This window comes from Halomonas sp. A020 (genome assembly GCF_027943625.1).
Lineage (GTDB): Bacteria > Pseudomonadota > Gammaproteobacteria > Pseudomonadales > Halomonadaceae > Vreelandella > Vreelandella piezotolerans.
The window spans coordinates 1,573,324-1,595,538 of sequence record NZ_AP022850.1; the positions used below are offsets into that span (position 1 = coordinate 1,573,324).

Below are 22,215 nucleotides of genomic sequence, written 5' to 3' on the forward strand. Positions count from 1 at the left end.
GAGGGTGTGAAATGACGCGAATCGCTACGACGTTACCCGACGTTCTGGTTGGGCCTTTGCTGAGGCGGCTGTCGCCGTCCCGGCTCGTTTTATGGCTGGTAGCGACCCGGCCGCTCACCATGCAGCTCGTATTGAATTCCGGGCAAGACGCCCAGCAGACCTACGCACTCGATAATGCCCATCAATGCGTAGCGATTGGGCGGCATGCCTATATTCATGCGATTGACCTAAGGCTGCCCGTCGCGCTACCCACTGATACCCGTATCGCCTACGATCTCCAGGTGAAAAGCCAGGAAGGGCAGTGGCGGCCTCTGCCTGAATGGGCGCCGTGGCTATGCCACGATGGCTACGACTCTCCGGGCTTTGTGTTGGCCTCTCGCCACCACCGCTTGATGCACGGCTCTTGCCGTAAACCCCACCACGACAGCGCCGACGGCTTAGTAAGGGCCGATAGCTGGCTGGCCGAGCGTCAGGAGACGCCCTCCGAGTGGCCCGCATGGCTGCTGATGACCGGTGATCAGGTATACGTCGACGACGTGGCGGGCCCTATGCTGCGCGCCGTACATGCGTTGATTGCCCGATTGGGGTTGGTCGATGAGTGGCTGGAAGGTGCTACCGTCGAGGGTAGCCAAGCACTCTACAATGCCCCGGAGAGCTACTACCATCGAGAAGCACTGCTGCCGGATGTCACCAGTAATGCGGCGCTGCGTGAGCGCTTTTTTGGGGGCGTGAAAAAACCCGTCTTTACATCGGCCAACGCCCAGAATCATCTCATGACCCTGGCCGAGATGCTCGCCATGTACTGCCTGGTATGGTCGCCGACACCGTGGCAAGTGATCGCCTATGAGGCACCGGCGCTAGGCGAAAAAGAGGCCGAGGCTTATCGCGAAGAGCAGGCAATCATCGAAGCGTTCGTAGAGGGGCTACCCCAGTGCGCTCGGTTAATGGCCCACGTGCCCAGCCTGATGATTTTCGATGATCATGATGTCACCGATGACTGGAACCTGACCGCCGACTGGGAGCGCTGCGCCTATGGGCATCCGTTCTCCAAGCGCATTATTGGTAACGCGCTGGTGGCGTATTTGCTTTGCCAGGGGTGGGGGAATGCGCCCGATAAACTTAATCCGTTGCTTCACCAAGCGATCACGCTGTTCGACGATGTCGGCCCGCTGAAGCCTGACCACCAGGACGCGTTTATCGAGCGGCTGCTGCGCTTTCAGGGCTGGGAGTTTCAGGTGCCGGGCACGCCCACGCTCATCGTACTGGATACCCGCACCCGGCGCTGGCGCAGCGAGCGCAGCCCCAACCGCCCGTCTGGCTTGATGGATTGGGAAGCGCTGATGGAGATGCAGCAGGCGCTGCTGGGCACCCAAAGCGCGGTCATCGTTTCGCCTGCGCCGATGTTTGGCGTCAAACTGATCGAAGGCATTCAAAAGCTCTTTACCCTGGCGGGCAAGCCGTTGGTGGTCGATGCCGAGAACTGGATGGCGCACCGCGGCGCGGCTAACGTGCTGCTGCATATCTGGCGGCACTCCAAAACGCCCGGTAACTACGTGATTCTCTCGGGAGATGTGCACTACTCCTTTGCCTACGACATCGTCGTGCGCCGTCAGAGGCGCGCTCCCCAGCTATGGCAGATCACCTCCAGCGGAGTGAAAAATACCTTTCCCAAGCAGCTGCTGAATACCTTTGACCGCTTGAACCGCTGGCTCTACGCACCGCTGTCGCCGCTGAACTGGTTCACCAAGCGGCGTAAGCTTAGCATCTACCCCCGCGACCCTGACCAAGCCAGCGCCGGAGAGCGACTGTGGAACGCCAGTGGCATTGGTTTGGTGAGCCTGGATGAGCAGGGCAAGCCAACGGACATTCGCCAGCTCGATGCCAGCGGTGGCGAGGCAGTGTTTCCACCGCCGGCGATCCCTACCGACACGTAAAGAACCGCTGGTTGTCATACAAATGTCATCACAATGACGCACCCTTGCTGCCCTAGTACCTTCCTCATGGAGCGTTACGAATCATAGGGATAGTCGACGTTTGATAGGGCAGCAGGCATATGACCGCACAAGAAGCGCAGTGGCTAAATCACATTATTGCGGCAGAAGAGCTGCACGTGCTGTTCCAACCGATCGTGGACGCCAATCAGCAGGCTATTTACGGCTATGAAGCGCTGATTCGCGGGCCAAAAACGTCTCCGCTTCACTCTCCGCTGCGGTTATTCGATGTGGCGACCCAGGCGGGATTGCTGGTCGAGCTGGACCTGCTTTGCCGGCGTCTTGCCATACGCCGCTTTGCCGAGCTCGACCTGCCGGGACTGCTGTTTCTCAATGTCATGCCGCTGACCATTGTGGAGCGGGATTTTCGTGAAGGGCTGACGCTCAGTTTTATCCAAGAGAGCGGCTTGCCACCCGAGCGGGTGGTCATCGAGCTGACCGAGCATGTGCCGATTCACGACTACGAGCTGATGCGCCAAGCGGTAGATCACTACCGCGACATGGGGTTTCAGGTGGCATTGGACGATTTGGGGGCTGGTCACTCGAGTCTTCGCCACTGGTCGGAGCTACGGCCCGATTTCGTCAAGCTTGACCGTCATTTTATTTCTGGGATCGATCAGGAACCCGCCAAGCGCGAGTTTCTGCGCTCGATTTTGGATGTCGCCCGCAGCCTCGATTGCCAGCTCATTGCCGAGGGGGTCGAAACGGCGGCCGAGCATCTCTGCCTATGGGAACTCGATCGCGGGCTGGCACTGCTGCAAGGGTTCTATTTTGCTCGACCGAGCCCTCAGCCACCCATGCAGCTTAATACGCTATTGCCCGCCACCACCCAGCTCAAAGGCCCGGCGGGACGCACGGCGCACTCCATCTTGCGTCCCATCGAGAGCGTCCCGGCAAGTTGTTTAGTGCCCGCGCTGGCTGAACGCTTTCGCGAAGACCCTAAGCTGCGCTGCGTGGCGGTGGTGGAAGAGAGGGTCCCTGTGGCAGTGGTCCGCCGCAACGCTTTTTTGACGCTGTTTGCCAATCAGTACGGCCACGCGCTGTATGCCAAACGTCGCGTGTTAGATATCGCCGATCCTAAAATGATCGTTGCGGACGCAGAGCTCTCTTTAGAGGCCCTGAGTCAACAGCTCACCGACAGCCGCGATATCGAACAGGAAGATTTCGTCATCGTCGGCGGTGACGGTCACTACCTGGGCATGGGCAATATCGTCGATCTGCTGCGGGAGATTACCGCGATTCAAGTGCGTCAAGCGCGCCATGCCAACCCTCTTACCGGGCTGCCCGGCAATATTTTGATCAACGAAACCCTGGCGGCGTATTTATCCGAAGAGCGTGGGTTCGCGGCGGCATACGTCGATCTGGACAACTTCAAAGCGTTCAACGATGCCTATGGCTATGCTCGCGGTGACCACGTGATCATTTCGCTCTCACGGCTGCTCCAGGCTCAAGTGGAGAGCGCGGGGGGCTTTATTGGGCATATCGGTGGCGACGATTTCATGATGCTGCTGCCGTTAGAGCACTGGCAAAACGTCTGCGAGCAAATTCTCCACTCTTTCGAAGTGCTGGCGCCGGGGTTTTATGAGGAGAGTGATCGGCTGCAGGGGGGAATTTCCATTGAAAGCCGACAAGGGGGCGTGACGTTCTTCCCCTTTGTCAGCGTCTCGATTGCGGTCAAGCCAATTACTGACCCAGCGCCCTGCAAGGCGCTGGATATCGCCGCGCAGCTATCAGAGCTAAAGCATCAGGCCAAAAAAATCGCGGGCAACAGTCTGTTCGTCGAGCGGCGGGGCTGCTGCACCGGAGAAGCCCAGTAGGTCGTCATGTCGTCGTCACCCAAGCGTCACGGGAGTGTCCCACTGCTGTCATATTGGCCCGCCACTATGGCATGAACACTTCATAACTCGCTTAGGTGATGCCATGCACATGCACTCTGTCTCTTTCTCTCGTACGCTGTTGAGCGCCGCTGTCGTAGGCGCTTTTTCACTGGCAGCGGTGTCTGCCTCGGCTGACCTCTCTTCACGCTACACGGACAGCGACGGCGACATGATCGCCGACGTGCCCAGCGACGAGTCGCAGTGGGTCGATCCCGATACGCTGGTCTTTGCTTATACGCCGGTGGAAGATCCCGCCGTTTATGCCGATGTTTGGGCCGATTTTCTGGACCATCTGAGCGACGCTACCGGTAAAAATGTCCAGTTCTTCCCCGTGCAGTCCAACGCTGCCCAGCAGGAAGCCCTGCGCGCAGGACGCTTGCACGTGGCGGGCTTCAACACTGGCGGTGTGCCGGTGGCGGTCAACTGTGGTGGCTTCCGTCCCTTTGCCATGATGGCGGCAGAAGACGGTAGCTTCGGCTACGAGATGGAAATCATCACCTACCCCGATAGCGGCATCGAGTCGGTGGAAGACTTGGCCGGTCGTCAGCTGGCGTTTACCTCCGAAACGTCCAACTCCGGTTTTCGCGCTCCCTCCGCGCTGCTGCGCTCCGAGTACGGCCTGGAAGCGGGTGAAGACTTCGAAACCGCCTTTTCGGGCTCTCACGACAACTCCATCCTAGGCGTCGTGAACAAAGATTACGACGCGGCCGCCATTGCCAACTCCGTCGCCAAACGCATGCTGTCCCGCGACGTGGTGAGCGAAGATGATTACAACGTCATCTATACCTCTGAAACCTTCCCCACGACGGCCTATGGTCTGGCGCACAACCTGAACCCTGAACTTGCCGAGCAGATTCAGGATGCATTCTTTAGCTACGACTGGGAAGGCACACCGCTGGAAGCCGAGTTTGCCAACTCCGGTGAAGCACAGTTCATTCCGATCACCTACCAAGAGAACTGGTCCGTGATCCGTACCATCGCCGATGCCAACGGCGTGACGTACGACTGCGATTGAACGATCCGTCATTCCGTGCGTTTTCTCGGCCAGGAGGGCGACCTTCTGGCCGAGCCGCTATGTAGCTAATGACATAAGCCCTTATTCATATAAGCACTTGAGTATCAGACACTGAGGCACTTCCCATGTTGACACTCACCGGCGTTGGCAAACGCTACCCAACCGGCGATCGCGCGCTGACCGATATTCAGCTGTCGCTTCCCAAAGGGCAGGTCATGGCGCTGATTGGCCCATCTGGCGCGGGAAAGAGCACTCTGATTCGCTGCGTGAACCGACTAGTAGAACCCTCGCAAGGCAGCATTCGATTAGACGATGTGGAGCTGACGACACTCTCGGGTAGCCGTCTGCGCCACGCTCGCCGCGCCATGGGGATGATCTTCCAGGAGTATGCGCTGGTGGACCGCCTGAGCGTGATGGAAAACGTCCTGTCGGGCCAATTGGGGTATGTGGGGTTCTGGCGTAGTTTCTTGCGCCGCTATCCTCAGGAGGCCGTGGCAGAAGCGTTTCGACTGCTGGAGCGCGTTGGCTTGCCCCACGCGATCGATAAACGCGCCGATGCCCTTTCCGGCGGCCAGCGTCAGCGGGTGGGCATCGCCCGGGCGCTGTTGCAAAGCCCCAAACTGCTGTTGGTGGATGAGCCCACAGCCAGTCTAGACCCGAAAACTTCCCGCCAAATCATGCGTTTGATTCGTGAATTGTGCGCCGAGCGCGAGCTGGCCGCTATCATCAACATTCATGACGTAGCGTTGGCCCAGCAGTTTGCCGACCGTATCGTTGGGCTGCGTGCCGGGCAGATCGTCTTCGACGGCAAGCCGAGCGAGCTGACCAGCGAGATGCTGACCACCATTTACGGTGAAGAGGAGTGGGACACCACACCAGAGCCTGCCGATGACGACGAAGAAGAGCACCAGGAGGTGACACCGCGTACCGCACCGTCACCCTCGGCCAGCGCGCCTCAAACACCGCAACAGGGCCGCTTGGCGAGTGGAGGCGCTCAATGAGCACGATAGACACGCGAGCCCGCCAGCAGGCGGCCCGGCAGGGCCAATGGCGGCGGCTGCCGCTGATCGAGAGCCGCCGCCTGCGTTGGGCGTTGGTGCTGGGGGGAGTGGTCTACCTTGTACTGGCGCTCGCTTCGGTGGAAGTGAATTGGGCGCGGGTGGCGGAAGGGGCCGGGCGCGCGTTGAACTTCCTCGGCGCGTTTTTGCAGCCCGATTTCGTCAGCCGTCAAAGCGACATTCTGGCAGGCCTGCTGGAAAGCCTCACCATGACGCTGACCTCGACGGTGATCGGCGTTCTACTCGCCATTCCCGTCGGCTTAGGCGCGGCCAAAAATATTGCGCCGTTACCGGTGTATGCGGTGTGTCGGGCAATTATCGCGATTTCGCGCACCTTTCAGGAGGTCATCATTGCCATCCTGTTCGTGGTGATGTTCGGCTTTGGTCCTTTTGCAGGCATGCTCACCTTGGCCTTTGCCACCATCGGCTTCATGGCCAAGCTGCTGGCGGAAGATATCGAAGACCTCGACTGGAAACAGGTAGAAGCCGTGCGCGCCACCGGTGCCAGCTGGTGGCAAACCATGAACCACGCCGTACAGCCGCAGGTGATGCCGCGCTTGATCGGGCTCTCGATGTACCGGCTGGATATCAACTTCCGCGAGTCGTCGGTGATTGGCATCGTCGGAGCCGGGGGGATTGGCGCGACACTCAATACGTCGCTTAGCCGCTACGAGTACGGCACCTCGGCCGCCATCCTGCTGATCATCATCGCCATCGTACTCATGAGCGAATATGCCTCTAGCCATGTGCGTCGTTGGACGCAGTAGCATGGCGTTAGGCGTGTGGGCTATCCCTTTATCCAATCTGAAAGGCAAGAGGAATCCTCCATGCCGGTAACCACTTCTTCTCAAGGCGTGCCGCAGTGGCAGCGGCGCACCAGCCGCGCCCAGTGGCTGCAGTACGTCGCTTGGCTGGCGGGCATTAGCCTGTTCTTACTCTGCTGGAAAGTGATCTCCGACAACACCATGTGGGTGTTCGTAGAGGACGCGGGCCGCCAGGGCAGCGACTTGATCAGTCGTATGGTGCCGCCGCGCTGGGAGTATGCTAGCCAGCTCTGGCAGCCCATGTGGGACACGATCAACATCGCTACCTTGGGCACTGCGCTGGGGATCATGATGGCATTTCCCGTCGCGTTTTTGGCCGCCCGCAATACCACGCCGCATCCTCTCGTGCGCAGCGTGGCGCTGACGATCATCGTCTCTTCGCGCTCGATCAACTCGCTGATTTGGGCCATGCTGCTGGTCACCATTCTAGGCCCCGGCGTACTGGCGGGCATCATCGCGATTGCCCTGCGGTCGATTGGCTTTGTGGGCAAGCTGCTCTATGAGGCCATCGAGGAGATTCATCCCACGCCGGTGGAAGCCATCAGTGCCACCGGCGCAAGTCGCTTGCAGGTCATGAGTTATGGTGTACTGCCGCAAATCATGCCCGCCTTTGCAGGCATCAGCGTGTATCGCTGGGACATCAATATCCGCGAGTCCACAGTGCTCGGGCTCGTCGGTGCGGGCGGCATTGGCTTACAGCTCAATGCGTCGATCAACAGTTTAGCGTGGAATCAGGTGAGCGTGATTTTCGTGCTCATCTTTACCACGGTGTTGGTATCGGAATGGGTCTCGGCTCGCGTACGTCACGCCATCATTTAATCCGTACCCGTTAGGAGAATCGCCATGCGCTTTCCCCATGCTGAGATCACGACGATCGATCTGATGCGCCACGGTGAACCCCAAGGTGGGCGAATGCTACGGGGCAGTACCGACCACCCTCTCAGCGAAACAGGCTGGCAGCAGGTGACCGATGCCGTCATGCGTCACACGATGGAGGGTCGGCCGCCCTATGATGCCATTGTGAGCTCGCCGTTGGCCCGTTGCCGCGAATTTGCGCTCTGGTTAGGGGAGGAGTTCGACCTACCGGTACAGGTGGATGAGGACTTGGCCGAGCTGTACCTGGGCGAGTGGGAAGGTAAAACGTACGCCGAGGTGTACGCCCAAGAGGGCACGGAGCAGATGAACGCTTTCTGGTTCGACCCCGCCCGCGCCGCACCGCCTGGCGGAGAAACCTATGCCGAGCTGGATGCTCGGGTCAGCGAAGCGTGGCGGCGGCTGTTGGCGAATCCTCCTGGTCGACATGTGCTCGTGGTGGCCCATCTGTTCGTCTGCAATGCCCTGTTCCGTCAAGTGTTAGAGCAGCCGCTCAGCAACGGTCTAGTGATGGATCTGCCCTATGCCGCCATGAGCCGCCTACGCCACGAACGCCATGCTATGGGCGAGAGCACGTTTATCGAGTGGGTCGGCCGGTAAGCGCGCGTGAAGCAGTAGCGGGTCAACGGCGCTTAGGCCATGATAAGAGCAACACGTTTTTTGGAGCGTTGCCATGCCGTTGACTCGCTGTTCATCTCTTTTTGCGCTGCTCATGCTGCTGCTCTTGGCAGGGTGTGCCAGTAACGACGTGGCCATGGCCCCCGCGCCCAGCTCGCCAGCGGGTATGTCGATGGAGCGCGCGCTGATACTCTCCCATGCCCAGCAGGCGATCGGCACGCCTTATCGCTTGGGTGGCAACTCTCCCGACGGTTTGGACTGCTCCGGCCTCGTCGAGATGACCTACCGCGCCGCAGGTATTCGCGTGCCACGCACCGCCGACGGCCAGTTTCGTGCGCTTCCCCAAGTCGACGCTCCCCGCCCTGGCGACCTGCTCTTTTTCGGCGATGGCAATAAAGCCACCCACGTGGGCATCTACGGCGGTAACCGCCAGATGATTCACGCTCCCGGTAGCGGCCGCGCTGTGGTAAGCGTACCGCTGGATATCGACTATTGGCAGCAACGCTTTTTAGGCGCGGCATCGGTGGCGCCCTAAGACGTGAGACAAGCCTGACTTAGGTCAATAACCTTTCGTGAGCACACGATACACTCGCCGTATTTTGCTGGCCGACCCCTTGTCCCTCTGCCGCAAAACGCGGCAAGCTTGATGAATAATGCTCATCAAGCCCAACGGGTGACCGGCGAGGTCGCGATGCAGGCACGCCAAGCCATGCAGCAGATTCATCAGGCCAACGAACAGGTCACATCGATCGTGGCTGCTATCGACAACGACGTGGCACGCATCTGCAAAGGTGAATCACTCGTGTCCACGACGAGCACTACGCTTGCCAATATTGCTAACCGTGTGCAGCAAGTGGCTACGTTGGTCGATGAGATTGCCACGGCGAGCCAAGAGCAGTCTTCCGGGGTCGAGCAAATTAGCCATGCGATGGCTCAGCTAGAGGACGTCACGCAACAGAATGCGTCATTGGTAGAGCAGGTGGCCACGGCCAGTCGTTCGCTGGATGAGCAGGCCGACGAGATGTCGGCACTTGTGAGCCGGTTTCAAGTGACAGAGCCCGTTATGAGCGATCATCGCCAGCTTGCTTATAATCGATAGCGCGACGATGCGCGTACCAGAGAGCCTCCTACTTCCTGGTACGCGCTAGGCAATGGATGCAGACGCGAGACGAGGGCAATAAAAGCGCGTTGATTCAGCGCTGTTGAATCTAAAACACGGGGCAAAAGACGGTGTTAATATGACCAAAAGACATTAAATCAACAACGCTTATAAGAGGAGAGCAGAGACGCATGAGCCCGCCCTTGAATGACATAAAGGAGCAGTCTTTGCCTCAGCCAAACCCTCGCCCGGCGTCCATATCTGCCGACGCTGTGGCGATCTCGATCTTCGATTCCCATACATCTCTGACACCCGCCGAGTCGGCCTTTCGTTACGCCAACGAAGCCATCATCATTACCAATGCCGACAACGCCGTCGTCGATGTCAACCCTGCTTTTAGTGAGCTGACGGGGTTGGCGTTGAGCGAGGTAGAAGGAAAAACCCCCGAGGCGTTTAGCATTCTGCCCTTGGATGACAGCCGTACGACGCGTTTGATGCGTGAAGAGCTGCAGCTTCGCGATCGTAGCAAAGGGCAGATTCGCTATCGTAGCCATGACGGTCAGTATTATCCGGGCATGATGTCGATCAACCGTGTACGCGATGAGCGGGGGCAGGTGAATCATCACGTGATCGTACTGGCGGACTTATCCGCCATTCCCTCACACGCGCGCCATCTGAATCGTGAAGTCTATTTTGACGCCTTGACCGGCCTGCCCAACTTACAGCTATTGACCCAACTGATTCAGGAGTCGATTCAGCATGCCGAGCAGCGTCAGCTATCGCTGGCCGTGTGCGCGCTGGACATCGACCATTTTCAGCGCATCAACGATCGTTTGGGCCCTCACATAGGAGATGCGCTGCTGGCAGCATTTGCACAGCGTATCAGCCACCTGCTTTTTGGGGATGACGTGCTGGCCCGAATTGGTGGGGACGAGTTCGTTTTGCTACTGCATCACGGTGTCGAGGAAGCCTTTTTCGAGAAGCTACTCGCCTCATTGCGTCAGCCGCTGCTGATCGAAGGGCAGACGATTTATCTCACCGCCAGCCTGGGCATTACTCGCTACCCTGACGATCACGTCCAGGGCGACGTGTTGCTGCGCCACGCCAATCAGGCGATGTACCGAGCCAAGCAGCGCGGGCGGGATACCTACCACTTTTTCGACTCTCAGCAGGACCGTCGATTGCAGGTGCGTCACGAGCAGCGTCAGCGTTTCATGGATGCGATTCACCATGACGAACTTCGCCTGTTCTATCAACCGCAGGTCGATATGCGCAGCGGCCGCGTGGTAGGTGTCGAGGCGCTTATCCGCTGGCAGCATCCCGAGCTCGGGCTTCTCTCCCCCGGTGACTTTTTACCGATCATCGATGGTACGCCTTTAGAGGTGGACTTGGGGGAGTGGGTGCTGGAGCGCGCGCTGCGTCAGCTCACGCTGTGGCAGAGCGAAGGGATGGCGCTGCCGGTTAACGTCAACATTAGTCCTTCACATCTGTTGGTGAATACGTTTAGCCAGCGTCTAGCAGAGCTGTTGGCACGTTACCCCAACGTGTCACCGTCGCTGCTCAAGCTCGAAGTGCTCGAAAGTGCGGCGATGCACGACGTGAAGGCGGCACTGAAAAACATGGCGCGCTGTCAGGCATTGGGCGTCGGGTTTGCCATCGATGACTTTGGCACGGGGTTCTCGTCGCTGACACATTTACGCCAGCTCCCCGTCAATCTGATCAAGATCGACCAGAGTTTCGTGCGTGACATGCTCATCGATCAAGATGATATGGCGATCGTGGAAAGCGTGATTTACATGGCCAACCGGTTTCAGCGGCCCATGCTGGCAGAAGGCGTTGAAACGTTAGACCATGCCAGGGCGCTCATGTCGCTGGGTTGCGAGCTAGCTCAAGGCTATGGCATTGCGCGCCCCATGCCACCGGAGGCGATGGCTGAGTGGCTGTCCCACTGGCCCACACGGCAAGATTGGAGAGGGCTGGCAACCTTACAATGAGGCATCAAGCCGCTAGGCGGCCTGCTCGGGTGGCTGGGGTTCGTCATTGACGGCGACGTCGTCTGGCTCCTCGGAGCGGGCTTGGTTCATTTCGCTCTGCTCACGCGCGGCTTCTAACTTGGCTTCTAGTAGATATTGCCGGGCTTGAGCCGCCACTTGCAGATCTTTCGGTGAAGGGTCAGCAGGGGCGAGCGCTGCTGCAATCACGGTTTGCATCTTCTCTACCGTGGCTTGGGGGTCGCCCGGTACGGGGCCATAATCGATCGATACCTCACCGGCGACGGCGTAGCGTTTACCGTCCGGACCCACTTCGTACTCATAGGTCGCGCCGCCGGTGTAGGGAGCGCCGACGGTTTGGTGGGCCATTTCGTGCTGGCGTACTTCGCGATCGGTTTGCTTGAGCTGTTCGAGCTGCTGAATCTCCTCCGGTGCCAGCGGCGTGCCATCGGGCCGGGTGGGGCCGGTAGGGGCATCGCTTGCACGGCTCTCTTCACGTTGGCTCACATCGTCCGAGGATTGAGCGCTCTGCGAACGTTCGGCACCAGCGTCACGCTCGATACCACTGCGCGTGACACGTGCCGCAGGCAGCGTCGAGGACGTCAAGCCTGCAGATGAGGCGTGATAGGCGTTGATCGAGGAAAGATCCATGAGCGATTACCGATATTTGCGGCCAATTCAGTTAGTATAGAGTATCTGTGAGCCAGCCGAATTGCGCAACGTTATGCACTCGATCGATGTCATTCTTCATCTAAGTGTCACCGACTGTTTGGCTTACTATGAAGGCCGCTACGACAACGTTCGGGCGCGCAGTGTGGATGGCCGTTGGGTGGTGTTTCCGGCTCATGCCTTACAGCGGGTAGTAGGACAAGAGGGGGTGCATGGTGTGTTTCGGATACTGTTTACCGATCAAGGCCGCTTTCACCATATTGTTCCAATCAACCGCAGTTGAGCCTGCTTTATGCACCAGCATGACGCCACGATGACGCTTTACGAATTGATGTACGCGGTGATCCCCAACTTAAACACTGCTGAGCGTTTAGTGTGCAACACCCTAGATAGTTTGATTAACGCGTCAGAGAACCCGCTCGATATCGTTAAACGTACCGAGCAGCGTCAAGCGTTTAATTTAGAAGTTCACCGCGTTCGTATGAATATCGAGCATCTCCTCTCGCGTTATCGCAACGATGTGGACGAAGTGTTACGTACGCAAGGAGGTGTTAAAGGACCACGGATTCAGCCAGATGCCTTAGAGGCCGATGCCATTCAAAGCGCGATCGATATTTATCAACATGTACGTGCGTTTCAACGTGGAGAGCGTCGTCACCCGGTGCCGCGTCGATAGATCTACCTGGCATTAATATTGCCTGTATAATGGGGACGCGTATCAGGATTACCCGCCTGATCGTCTGCAGCTTGCCTACCCGGCGATGGCTGCTCACCCACTAGGAGATCACCCATGTCTACCTTGCCGGTCACACTTATGGTGGCTCGCCGTGTCGCGAAGGGCCGCTACCAAGATTTCAATCGTTGGCTCAACGAAGGGCGTGAGTTGGCGGCGGACTTTCCTGGCTACCTTGGCTCAGGCGTCCTAGCCCCTCCTCAAGAAGACGATGAGTTTCAGATTATCTTTCGTTTCGAAAACCAAGCCTCGCTGGCCGCTTGGGAGCACTCGGCATCGCGTCATGCGTGGCTGGTGCGTGGCAAAGGGCTATACGATGCACCCCACGAGCACCGCGCGACGGGACTGGACACGTGGTTCAACGTAGGGCCGGGTGTTACACCGCCCCGCTGGAAGCAAGCCGTGGCCGTATGGCTGGCTTTTTTCCCGATTTCACTGCTGTTTCAGTGGCTCTTCGGCGGCGTACTCGCCGATTGGGCGTTAGTGCCCCGCGTTCTCGTCAGCACCTTAATGCTAACGCCAGTCATGGTGTTCGTATTCATTCCACTCTCGACGCGTTTATTGGCCCCTTGGTTACAGGGTAAATGGTCACCACTGGATCTTTTGACCCGTTTGAAACAGCAATATAGGGCATAGGGCGTGATCATCGCACTGAGACGCTCTTTTAATATTAAAATATCAATAAAACAAGGGCTTATCACGTTATGCCTACAAGAGGCGAAAAGAGATTTTCGCCTCTTGTTGCATTTGCACAGTGGCTTCCGCTTTCTCCATGAGGTTCAACGCCGTAATAGTGCTAAGCTGAGATGGCTTGCAGTCAATGGATAACTGACATTCACTCATAGTGAGTGTATCAAGTCGCCTTATGGAGCCGTTATGATCCGCGTTCACCATCTTGAAAAGTCTCGCTCGCATCGAATTTTATGGCTTTTGGAGTCATTAAATCTCGATTATGAGTTAGAAGTGTATCAGCGGGATAGTAAGACGCAGCAGGCGCCGGAGGCGTTAAAAAAAGTGCATCCTCTGGGAAAGTCGCCGGTCCTTACCGATGGCGAGTTAACGATTGCGGAGTCGGGAGCCATCATCGATTACGTGGTGAACCGTTACGATGACGGCCAGCGTCAGCCGACCGCCGATGCGGGCGAGGAGTGGGTCAACTATCGTTATTGGCTACACTACGCGGAAGGCTCGTTAATGCCGTTATTGGTCATGGGGCTGGTGTTCAGTCAAGTGCCTAAACAGTCGCCTTGGTTCGTCAAGCCACTGGCCAAAGGTATTAGCGATACGGTGCGTAAGCGTTTCATTCAGCCTCAGCTAACGCAGCATATGGACATGATCGAGCAGCATCTTAAGACCCGAGGCCATTTTGCAGGCGAGTGGCCCAGTGGGGCCGATATTCAAATGAGTTTTCCGCTGCAGGCGTTAAAAGCGACGCAGTCGCTGTCCGCTTATCCCTCTATCGCGGCGTTCGTGGATCGAGTAGAGAGCGATCCTGCATGGAAGCGCGTGGTGGAGCGTGCGGGACCGTTAACCATGCCGGGTGAGTAACGCCTACTATGCGGCACAAGGGAGTGTTCGCGGTGAACCGGATGCCAAGCAACCGTTCTGCCAAGCGCTTGATGGGCGCTACCTTCGGGTCTATGGCACTGCTTGTGTGTCTAGGGTGGAGCGTTGCGGCGCAGGCAGATATTCCGTTGCGAGTCGGGGTTTACCATAATCCGCCTAAACTGTTTGTGGGTGAGCAGGGCCAACTGCGTGGCGTGTTGGGTGAGCTGTTGGACGCTATGGCCCAGCAGGAGCAGTGGCAGCTCGAGAGCCACCTGTGTGATTTTCAGCAATGTTTGACGCTGCTGGAGCAGGGCGAGATCGATCTATTGCCCGACGTGGCCTGGAGCGAAGAGCGAGCAGGGCGTTTTGCGTTTCACCATGAGCCCGTCATGCATAGTTGGTCCCAGCTCTATCAAGCCAATAATCCTCGTGTGGAAGCCATCCTCGATTTAGAGCAGCAGCGCGTCGCCGTGGTGGATGGATCGATCCAGCAGAGCTACCTGGCTGCTGTGACCGAGCGCTTCGGTATTAACGTCATCTGGATGCCGGTGGATAGCTTCGCTGCGGGATTTCAAGCCGTGGCCAACGGCGAGGCGGACTTGGTGGCTTCCAACCACCTTTTTGGCGACTGGCGGGCGAGAGATTATGGTCTGCGCGAAACGCCGATCATTTTCCAGCCTTCTCGGCTATTTTATGCCGCCTCGCCCTCCTTTGCCGTTGATAGGTTAGAGCGCATCGATGCCACGTTGCTCGCCTGGAAAGACGATATGAACTCGGTGTATTACGACATCCTGAGTGCTTGGCGCTCGGGCAGTCGAGTCGATACGCTGGTCCCAACGTGGCTTTGGTGGGTCTTGGGTGGGTTACTCATCGTACTAGTGGCCGCGGTGGTGGCGACGTTAACGCTCAAACGACGTGTGACGATCAATCGCGCCAAGCTTTCCACCAACGAACACCTATTGGCGACGATACTCGACAGCGTCGATGCCTACATCTATATCAAAACGCCGTCGCTCGAATATCGTTACGTCAACCGGCAAATCAGTGAGCTGTTCCAACGTTCTCCCCAAGAGATACTCGGTAAGCGTGATGATGCTTTTTTCGATTCTGGCAGCGCGGCCGAAATGGCCGAAAACGATCGACAAGTGCTGTCGTCGGGCAAAAAAATAACGGTCGAAGAGCATAACGTCCTGCAAGGTGAAGAGCGGGTGCGCACCTTCTTATCGATCAAGATGCCTTTGGAGATGTCTCCCGGCGAAGCGCCGTGCCTGTGCGGGATCTCCACCGAGCTGACCGAGTACTTGGAGATGCAGTCGCGCACCCATCACCTAGCGTTTTACGATGCGCTGACGGGACTCCCCAATCGGCGTTTGTTGATCGAGTCGCTGGCAAAGGCCACCGACCCGGAAGAGGAGGGTGGCGGTTACAGCGCCGTGCTGATCGTAGACCTGGATAACTTCCGTCTGGTCAATGACATCCAAGGCCACGAAAGTGGCGATCAGCTGCTGGTCAATGTGGCGCAGCATCTCAAACAGCGCTTGAGTGACGATGCGACGCTGGCACGTTTTAGTAGCGATGAGTTCGTCGTGCAGGTCAACGGGCTGGGGGAGCGGCAAAGTGAGGCCGCTGCCCACGCCGAGCGACTGGCCCGCCAGCTGCTGGAAACGGTGTCGCAGTTGCGCAACGACCGTGCCCTGCCGATTAGCGCCAGTATTGGTATTACGCTTTTCGACGGCGCAGGACAGGGCGTCAATAGCGTGTTGCAGCAGGCCGACATGGCACTGTAGCAGGCCAAGGCCGCAGGGGGGAATACGCTACGCTTCTTCAATGTCGACATGCAGACCAGCGTGCTGGAGCGGGCAAGTCTCGAAGGTGATTTGCACCAAGCCCTGTCGCGTAACGAGCTGGCGCTGCATTATCAAGTGCAGGTCGACCATCAAGGCGCCACTATCGGTGTAGAGGCGCTATTGCGCTGGTACCATCCGCAGCGCGGTTGGGTATCGCCAGGCACGTTTATTCCGTTGGCGGAAGAGAACGGTTTGATCGTGCCCATCGGCTATTGGGTGCTGCAGTGCGCCTGCGAGCAACTGGCCAAGTGGTCGCATCAGCCTGCCTATGCAGGACTGACCATTTCGGTGAACGTCAGCTCGGTACAGTTCCAGCAACCTGAATTCGTGCGTAACCTCGAAGGGTTGCTGGCACAAACCCAAGCACCGCCGGGTCGGCTGGTATTAGAAGTGACCGAAAGCCTATTGATGCGGGAGCCCACGCGCGTGCGCAATACCATGCTCAAACTGCGCGCGCAGGGCATTCGTTTTGCATTGGACGATTTTGGCACTGGCTATTCTTCGTTGAGTTATCTAAAGCGCCTGCCCTTGGACGAGCTGAAGATCGACCAATCCTTCATTCGCGAACTACTCACCGACAAGACCGATGCCGCCATCGTGGACACTACCATCCTATTGGCGGTCAGCCTTGGACTGACGGTGGTCGCAGAAGGCGTCGAGAAAAAAGAGCAGTTAGACTGGCTAAAAGGCCACGGCTGCTATCGCTATCAGGGCTACCTGTTTGGTCGCCCTACGCCCATCGAGTACCTGTTCGAGAGTTATTGAGACACACCGCTTGTCGAATCATGATGCCCCTATAACAAAATGCCCACCCAGGTGACCTGGGTGGGCACTACGCGAACACTCAGAAGGACGCTAGCCAAAAACGCCGAAGCTTCCCGCGTTGAGCCACATGTGTACCGCGATACTGGCGATGTAGCCAAGCAAGATCACCGGCGACCAGCGCAGGTGGCCCAAAAAGGTATAGGAGCCGCGCGCTTGCCCCATGACCGCCACCCCGGCGGCGGAACCAATCGACAGCAGGCTACCGCCGACCCCTGCCGTAAGGGTGATCAATAGCCAGTGACCGTGGGACATGTCCGGCTCCATGGTGAGCACCGCAAACATCACTGGGATGTTATCGACCACGGCCGAGACCACCCCTAGGGCAATGTTGGCCCAAGTAGCGTTCCAGCCGGTATAGAGTGCTTCCGAGAGCAGACCCAGGTAGCCCATGAACCCCAGGCCACCGACGCACATCACCACTCCGTAGAAGAACAGCAGCGTGTCCCACTCGGCACGTGCCACACGGCTGAATACATCGAAAGGCACTACGCCGCCAAGCTGCTCCAACTTCTTGTTGTCGCCCAGGCGGCTGTAGCGTTCACGTTTGCGTTCCAACGAGCGGGGCAGACTTTGGCGCAGGTAGTAGCCAAAGAACTGCAAATAGCCCAGCCCTGTCATCATGCCCAAAACCGGCGGCAGGTGGAGCAGCGTATGGCAGAGAACGGCCGTGACGATGGTGAGCAAAAAGAGCGCGATGATACGCCGCGCGCCGCGCTTCAGTTGAACGTCCTCATACACGCTGCTGGGCTTTTGATCCTTGATGAACAGACTCATTACCGCCGCAGGAATCAGGAAGTTCACTAGCGAGGGGATGAACAGGATAAAGAACTCCTGGAACTGGATGATACCGGCCTGCCAGACCATCAGTGTGGTGATATCGCCAAAGGGACTAAAGGCGCCACCCGCATTCGCCGCGACGACGATGTTAATGCACGCCAAGTTGATAAAGCGTTTATCACCTTCGGCCACTTTGGTAATGACCGCGCACATCAAAAGAGCCGTGGTCAAGTTATCGGCGATGGGCGAAAGAATGAACGCCAATCCCCCGGTCAGCCAAAACAGCGTACGATAGTTGAACCCTTTGCGTAGCATCCAAGAGCGCAACGCATCGAAGACACGTCGCTCTTCCATGGCGTTGATATAGGTCATCGCCACCAACAGGAACAGCATTAGCTCGGTAAACTCCAGAAGCGTCACGCGAAACGCGTACTCGGACGTCTCCGACATCCCGTTCTGAACGTATACCCAGCCAATGAGTCCCCAGATGATGCCCGCGGCCACCAACACCGGCTTGGATTTGCGCATGTGAATCTTCTCTTCGGCCATCACGAGCGCATAGGCCAGTACGAAGACCACCACGGCAATATAGCCGACGGCTGATGTGGTCAAATCCACATCACCGGTGACCGCAAAGGCCGCTGGAGTGAACAGTAATAGTAAGGTCGCTAACAAAAAAGGCCAGCAACGAGAGTATCGAGGCTGGCCTGGGTCATGATGTAGCGTCAACATGGCGTGTTTATCCTTATAATGGGTTAAAAGAAGGGGGAATAAGCGTCGCCAGTTTAACAAGCTATATTGCGCCGCAATACGGAATTAAACCGAATGAATACGGCGTATCGCTTAGTGATGACGTCTTTTTTTAGGAAATTAACCGTTCTGCTAATAGTAAATTATGCTCAGTAGTGTAAGAAATTTAGCGGATTAAACCAAAGACGAAGATAGTGCATCGACCGAGTAGACGAAAGCGCGCTGCCTGGGTCGATGCGTGGTTCAATGAGTGGTTCGATGATTGGTTAATCGTGGTGGGTCGTGAGTGCCTCTTCAAGCCACCCTTGCTTCATTTGGGGCACCGACGCCAACAGCTTTTGCGTGTACGCATCGAAAGGTGGGCTCAACACGGTGTCACGCTTGCCGTAACGCACCACCTGGCCTTGATGCATGACTGCAATGCTATCGGCAATCGCCTTGACGGTCGCTAGGTCGTGAGTGATGAACAGATAGGCCACGTTCTCCTGAGCCTGCAGCCGTAGCAGCAGCTTGAGAATGCCATCGGCCACCAGCGGGTCGAGCGCGCTGGTGACCTCATCGCAAATGATCAGCTTGGGTTTGGCGGCCAGCGCACGGGCAATGCACACACGCTGCTTCTGCCCGCCCGAGAGCTCGGCCGGATAGCGGTCGATGAACGCTTCTCCTAACTCGATGGCGTCGAGCAACTCGATGACGCGTTCACGGCGTGCTTTGCCTTTCAATCCAAAATAGAACGTGAGCGGGCGGCCAATGATGGTTTCCACCGTGTGGCGCGGGTTCATGGCTACGTCCGCCATTTGGTAGATCATCTGCAGCTCGCGCAGTGTCTCTTTGCTGCGCTCGGCGAGGGTGTGGGGCAGCGGCGTCTCTGCAAAGTGCAGCTGGCCCCGATTGGGGGGCAGCAGCCCGGTGATGACCCGCGCCAAGGTCGATTTACCCGACCCGGACTCGCCCACGATGGCCAGCGTCTGGCCGGCGCTCACCGACAGAGAGATCGTCTCCAACACATTGAGGCCGCTCTGATGATAGGCCGCGCTGACATCCTCGACCGCTAGCAGCGGCGTAGGTGAAGGCGGTTTTGGTGTATGCGCGATGGAACGTACCGCGACCAGCGCTTGTGTATAGGCTTCCTGGGGCGACTCGATGATCTGTGCCGTGCTGCCCATTTCGACTTTCTCGCCCCGGCGCAGCACGAGAATGTCGTCCGCGACTTGTGCGACCACGGCGAGATCGTGAGTAATGTAGAGCGCGCCAACCCCCGTGGTGTGGATGGCCCGCTTGATGGCCGCCAGCACGTCGATTTGCGTGGTGACGTCGAGTGCCGTCGTGGGTTCGTCAAAAATGATCAGGTCGGGTTTTGGGCAGAGCGCCATGGCGGTCATGGCGCGCTGTAGCTGCCCGCCCGATACCTGGTGGGGGTAGCGGCTGCCAAAGTGTTCCGGGTCGGGTAAGCCGAGTTGGCCGAACAGCTCTACGGCGCGCGCTTCGGCCTCTTGGCGTGTCGCCAGGCCATGCAGCAGCGTGGTTTCGATGACCTGCTCCATCAGCGTTTGGGCGGGGTTGAACGCCGCCGCCGCTGACTGCGCCACATAGCACACCGTTTTGCCGCGCAGCTTGCGCAGCGCTTTGGGGGTGTCTTGCAGAATATCCCGGCCGTTGACCCACACTTCGCCGCTCAAGCGAATGCCGCCACGCCCGTAGCCCGCGGGTGACAGGCCAATGGTCGATTTACCCGCACCCGACTCGCCGATCAGGCCCAGCACCTTGCCGCGCTCCAGGGTGAAACTGACGTCGTCGACGATGGTGATCTCCTGCGGCGCCTCACCGGGTGGGTAGGCCGTGGCGTCGATGGTCAAATGGCGAATGTCTAACAGCGTATCAGCCACGGCGGCCTCCTTTTAGATCGGTGGTGTGGCGTAGCACCCAGTCCGCGACCAAATTCACGGAGATGGCCAGCAGCGCGATGGCCGCCGCAGGAATCAGCGCGGCGGGTACGCCGAACACGATGCCCTGGCGGTTTTCGCGCACCATACTGCCCCAATCGGCTTCCGGTGGCTGAACGCCCAGACCCAGAAACGATAGCGAGGAGAGGAACAGCACCGCAAAAATGAACCGCAGTCCCAGCTCGGCCACCAGCGGTGTGAGGGCGTTGGGCAGTATTTCGCGGAAGATGATCCAGCCTTTACCCTCACCGCGCAGGCGCGCGGCTTCTACGAAGTCCATCACGTTGATGTTCACGGCCACCGCCCGGGAAATACGGAACACGCGGGTCGAATCCAGCACGCCCATGATCACGATCAGCATGAGCACGGTGCTAGGCATCACCGACAAAATGACCAGGGCAAAAATGAGCGTCGGTATCGACATGACGATATCGACGCCGCGCGAAATGAGCTGGTCCACCCAGCCCCCGTAGACCGCCGCCAGGATGCCCAGCACCGAGCCAATGGAGAACGCCAGTGCCGTGGCGAGGGCCGCAATGGTCATGGTGGTGCGCGCGCCATGTATGAGGCGTGAGAGCAGGTCGCGGCCCAGATTATCGGTGCCTAGCCAGAACTCGGCCGATGGCCCCATCCACATATCGCCCACGCTTTCGGACATGGGGTAAGGCGCGAGCCAAGGGGCAAAAAGCGCCATCACTAAAAAGCCGAACGTGAGCAGCAGGCCGATCAGCGCGGTCACTGGCATCCGTTTCAGCAGCGTTAAACATATCGACATGGTGTTGCGTTCCTGTCTGGTGACGGTGTTCAGCGGTTTATTTGGGGTGGCGCAGTCGCGGGTTGGTGACGATGGCAATGATGTCCGCCAGCATGTTGAGCCCGATGTAAACCGCCGCGAAGAGGAGCCCGACCGCCTGCACCACCGGCACATCGCGTTTGGACACATGGTCGATCAAATACTGCCCCATGCCCGGGTAAACGAAGATGACCTCGACCACGACGACGCCCACGATCAAGAAGGCGAGGTTCAGCATGACCACGTTGACCACCGGGGCAATGGCGTTGGGAAAAGCGTGTCGCGCGATGATGCGAAACAGCCCCAGGCCTTTGAGCTCCGCCGTTTCGATGTAAGGTGACTGCATCACGCTTAAAATGGCCGCCCGCGTCATCCGCATCATATGGGCGAGAATCACCAGCGTTAACGTCGCAGCAGGTAGGGCGATGGCATGTAGGCGCTCGCCCAGGCTCATGCCGCTATATACGGTGGAGACGCTGGGGAACCAGTTGAACTTCACGGCAAATAGGTAGATCAGCAGGTAACCGATGAAAAACTCCGGCAGCGAAATGGCCGTCAGCGTGGTGCCTGAAATCACCCGATCTGGCCAGCGGTTTTGGTAGCGCACCGCCACGAGCCCTAACAAAATCGCCAGCGGCACGGCGACCACCGCCGTCCAAAAGGCCAGAAATAGCGTATTGCCCGCACGGCCCCAAAGCGACTCGCCAATATCCTGACGATTGGAGAGCGCCGTGCCCAAGTCGCCTTGCAGTATGCCGCCGAGCCAGTCGAGGTAACGTAGCCAAGCGGGCTGGTCGAGACCCAGCTCGCGGCGCAGGTTGTCCACGGCTTCGGGTGTGGCGCTCTGGCCGAGAATGGACTGTGCCACGTCGCCTGGCAGCAGCTGCGTGCCGACGAAGATTAGCACCGATACGGCCAGCAGCAGTAACAGGCCCAGCGCCAAGCGCTGGGCAATCAGTTTGATGACAAAGGTGTTCATAGCAA

Annotated in this window: 19 protein-coding genes and 1 pseudogene; 15 read left to right on the forward strand and 5 right to left on the reverse strand. The window is 58.2% G+C overall.

From position 1 onward, the window contains the following. Positions 1-11 precede the first annotated feature (11 nt). From FRH_RS07340 to FRH_RS07385, 10 genes are all read left to right on the forward strand, one after another. Positions 12-1,934 (forward strand): alkaline phosphatase D family protein, encoded by a 1,923-nt coding sequence (locus FRH_RS07340; RefSeq protein WP_239286483.1) that lies wholly within the window; start codon positions 12-14, stop codon positions 1,932-1,934. A gap of 119 nt (positions 1,935-2,053) precedes the next feature. After that, positions 2,054-3,808, forward strand: coding sequence for a bifunctional diguanylate cyclase/phosphodiesterase (locus tag FRH_RS07345; protein WP_239286482.1), 1,755 nt, complete (start codon positions 2,054-2,056; stop codon positions 3,806-3,808). Between the two features lie 109 nt (positions 3,809-3,917). Beyond that, positions 3,918-4,883 carry a phosphate/phosphite/phosphonate ABC transporter substrate-binding protein gene (gene phnD, locus FRH_RS07350; RefSeq protein ID WP_239286502.1) on the forward strand — a complete coding sequence of 322 codons (966 nt, stop codon included), beginning with the start codon at positions 3,918-3,920 and terminating at the stop codon, positions 4,881-4,883. 125 nt (positions 4,884-5,008) lie between these two features. After that, a complete protein-coding gene (phnC, locus tag FRH_RS07355; RefSeq protein ID WP_239286481.1) occupies positions 5,009-5,884 on the forward strand; it encodes a phosphonate ABC transporter ATP-binding protein in 876 nt (291 codons plus the stop codon). Then, positions 5,881-6,708, forward strand: a complete 828-nt coding sequence (gene phnE, locus FRH_RS07360) for a phosphonate ABC transporter, permease protein PhnE (RefSeq protein WP_139527931.1) — start codon at positions 5,881-5,883, stop codon at positions 6,706-6,708. The genes phnC and phnE (FRH_RS07360) overlap by 4 nt, the downstream gene beginning before the upstream one ends. 60 nt (positions 6,709-6,768) lie before the next feature. Continuing rightward, positions 6,769-7,584 (forward strand): phosphonate ABC transporter, permease protein PhnE, encoded by an 816-nt coding sequence (phnE, locus tag FRH_RS07365; protein WP_281998015.1) that lies wholly within the window; start codon positions 6,769-6,771, stop codon positions 7,582-7,584. A 24-nt stretch (positions 7,585-7,608) separates the two neighbouring features. Further along, entirely contained in the window at positions 7,609-8,238 is a 630-nt protein-coding gene (locus FRH_RS07370) for a histidine phosphatase family protein (RefSeq protein WP_281998016.1), read from the forward strand. Positions 8,239-8,311: 73 nt separating this feature from the next. Further along, positions 8,312-8,791 (forward strand): C40 family peptidase, encoded by a 480-nt coding sequence (locus FRH_RS07375; protein WP_139527934.1) that lies wholly within the window; start codon positions 8,312-8,314, stop codon positions 8,789-8,791. 111 nt (positions 8,792-8,902) lie between these two features. After that, positions 8,903-9,355 (forward strand): methyl-accepting chemotaxis protein, encoded by a 453-nt coding sequence (locus tag FRH_RS07380; protein WP_239286480.1) that lies wholly within the window; start codon positions 8,903-8,905, stop codon positions 9,353-9,355. A gap of 191 nt (positions 9,356-9,546) precedes the next feature. Continuing rightward, on the forward strand, positions 9,547-11,349 hold the full coding sequence (locus FRH_RS07385; RefSeq protein WP_281998017.1) for a GGDEF domain-containing phosphodiesterase: 1,803 nt from the start codon (positions 9,547-9,549) through the stop codon (positions 11,347-11,349). 12 nt (positions 11,350-11,361) lie between these two features. Here FRH_RS07385 and FRH_RS07390 read toward each other — a convergent pair whose 3' ends face one another. Beyond that, positions 11,362-11,997, reverse strand: a complete 636-nt coding sequence (locus FRH_RS07390) for a putative metalloprotease CJM1_0395 family protein (protein ID WP_239296779.1) — start codon at positions 11,995-11,997, stop codon at positions 11,362-11,364. Between the two features lie 73 nt (positions 11,998-12,070). Here FRH_RS07390 and FRH_RS07395 point away from each other — a divergent pair, with 73 nt between their 5' ends. The 5 genes and pseudogenes from FRH_RS07395 (at position 12,071) to FRH_RS07415 (ending at position 16,908) form a co-directional block, all read left to right on the forward strand. After that, positions 12,071-12,298 (forward strand): DUF2835 family protein, encoded by a 228-nt coding sequence (locus tag FRH_RS07395; RefSeq protein WP_139527937.1) that lies wholly within the window; start codon positions 12,071-12,073, stop codon positions 12,296-12,298. A gap of 9 nt (positions 12,299-12,307) precedes the next feature. Continuing rightward, positions 12,308-12,691 carry a hypothetical protein gene (locus tag FRH_RS07400; protein ID WP_239286477.1) on the forward strand — a complete coding sequence of 128 codons (384 nt, stop codon included), beginning with the start codon at positions 12,308-12,310 and terminating at the stop codon, positions 12,689-12,691. Positions 12,692-12,805: 114 nt separating this feature from the next. Further along, positions 12,806-13,384, forward strand: a complete 579-nt coding sequence (locus FRH_RS07405; protein ID WP_281998018.1) for an antibiotic biosynthesis monooxygenase — start codon at positions 12,806-12,808, stop codon at positions 13,382-13,384. 240 nt (positions 13,385-13,624) lie between these two features. Continuing rightward, on the forward strand, positions 13,625-14,296 hold the full coding sequence (locus FRH_RS07410; protein ID WP_153843174.1) for a glutathione S-transferase: 672 nt from the start codon (positions 13,625-13,627) through the stop codon (positions 14,294-14,296). Between the two features lie 92 nt (positions 14,297-14,388). Further along, positions 14,389-16,908, forward strand: a pseudogene (locus FRH_RS07415) (EAL domain-containing protein). 90 nt (positions 16,909-16,998) lie between these two features. On the opposite strand, the gene nhaD reads toward FRH_RS07415, so the two are convergent. The 4 genes from nhaD to FRH_RS07435 all read right to left on the reverse strand — a co-directional run bounded on the left by nhaD (position 16,999) and on the right by FRH_RS07435 (position 22,210). Beyond that, entirely contained in the window at positions 16,999-18,477 is a 1,479-nt protein-coding gene (nhaD, locus tag FRH_RS07420; protein WP_139527941.1) for a sodium:proton antiporter NhaD, read from the reverse strand. A 284-nt stretch (positions 18,478-18,761) separates the two neighbouring features. After that, positions 18,762-20,381, reverse strand: coding sequence for an ABC transporter ATP-binding protein (locus FRH_RS07425; RefSeq protein WP_281998019.1), 1,620 nt, complete (start codon positions 20,379-20,381; stop codon positions 18,762-18,764). After that, entirely contained in the window at positions 20,374-21,213 is an 840-nt protein-coding gene (locus FRH_RS07430; RefSeq protein WP_153843172.1) for an ABC transporter permease, read from the reverse strand. The genes FRH_RS07425 and FRH_RS07430 overlap by 8 nt, the downstream gene beginning before the upstream one ends. Positions 21,214-21,250: 37 nt before the next feature. After that, on the reverse strand, positions 21,251-22,210 hold the full coding sequence (locus FRH_RS07435) for an ABC transporter permease (protein ID WP_139527944.1): 960 nt from the start codon (positions 22,208-22,210) through the stop codon (positions 21,251-21,253). Between the last annotated feature and the right edge of the window lie 5 nt (positions 22,211-22,215).